Source organism: Amycolatopsis sp. SID8362 (assembly GCF_010550475.1).
GTDB lineage: Bacteria > Actinomycetota > Actinomycetes > Mycobacteriales > Pseudonocardiaceae > Amycolatopsis > Amycolatopsis eburnea.
The window spans coordinates 1-1,106 of the sequence record NZ_JAAGNB010000664.1; the positions used below are offsets into that span (position 1 = coordinate 1).

Consider the following 1,106-nt stretch of genomic DNA (forward strand, 5'->3'; position numbering starts at 1 on the left):
GGTGGCGTCGCCGCGGAGCGCGGCCGCCTTCGGCCAGTACACCTCGCGCTGGAAGGCGTACGTCGGCAGGGCGACGCGCCGGGCACCGGTGCCCGCGAAGAACGCTTCCCAGTCGACGGCGGCCCCGGCGGTGTGGAGGCCGGCGAGCGCGGTCACGATCGCGGTTTCCTCGCCGCGGTCGCGCCGCAGCAGCGGTACCGCGACGACGTCGTCGGCGATGTCCTGGGTCAGCGCGGACAGCACGCCGTCGGGGCCGAGCTCGACGAACGCCGTCACGCCCGCCTTGACCAGCGTCTCGATCGAGTCGGCGAAGCGCACGGTCTCGCGCACGTGCCGGACCCAGTAGCCGGGCGAGGCGAGCTCGGTGCTCTCCTGCCCGGTCAGGTTCGAGATGATCGGCGTCGCCGGCTCCACGACCGCCAGCCCGGCGACGACCTCGGCGAAGTCCGCCAGCACCGGGTCCATCAGCGGCGAGTGGAAGGCGTGGCTGACCGGCAGCCGCTTCGCCTTCTCGAACCGGCTGGCCACCGCGAGGACGGCGTCCTCGTGCCCGGAGACGACCACCGACCGCGGTCCGTTGACCGCGGCGATCGCGACGCCGTCGGTCAGCAGCGGCCGGACCTCGTCCTCGCTCGCCCGGATCGAGACCATCAGCCCGGCCGGCGGCAGGTTCTGCATCAGCCGCGCCCGCGCCGTCACCAGCGTGCACGCGTCGCGGAGGGTGAAGACGCCGGCGACGTGCGCCGCGGCGATCTCGCCGACGGAGTGCCCGGCGAAGTAGTCCGCGCGCAGGCCCCAGGACTCGGCGAGCCGGAACAGCGCGACCTCGACGGCGAACAGCGCGGGCTGGGTGAACTCCGTCCGGTCCAGCAGCCGCGCGTCGTCGCCGAAGACGACGTCGCGCAGCCGCGGGTCCAGCTCGGCGAGCACGGCGTCGAACGCCTCGGCGTACACCGGGAACCGGTGGTACAGCTCGCGTCCCATGCCGAGCCGCTGCGCGCCCTGCCCGGTGAACAGGAACGCCACCGTGCGGCCGGTCCGGACGTCGGACGGCGCGGCCCCGCCGCCGGCCAGGTCGCGCAGTCCGGAAAGGACGGTCGCGCGGT

General features: G+C 74.7%; 1 protein-coding gene. It reads right to left on the reverse strand.

All coding sequences use genetic code 11. From position 1 onward, the window contains the following. Positions 1-1,106 (reverse strand): acyltransferase domain-containing protein (locus G3I65_RS20375; RefSeq protein WP_160697515.1); only part of this gene is annotated, 1,106 nt, incomplete at both ends.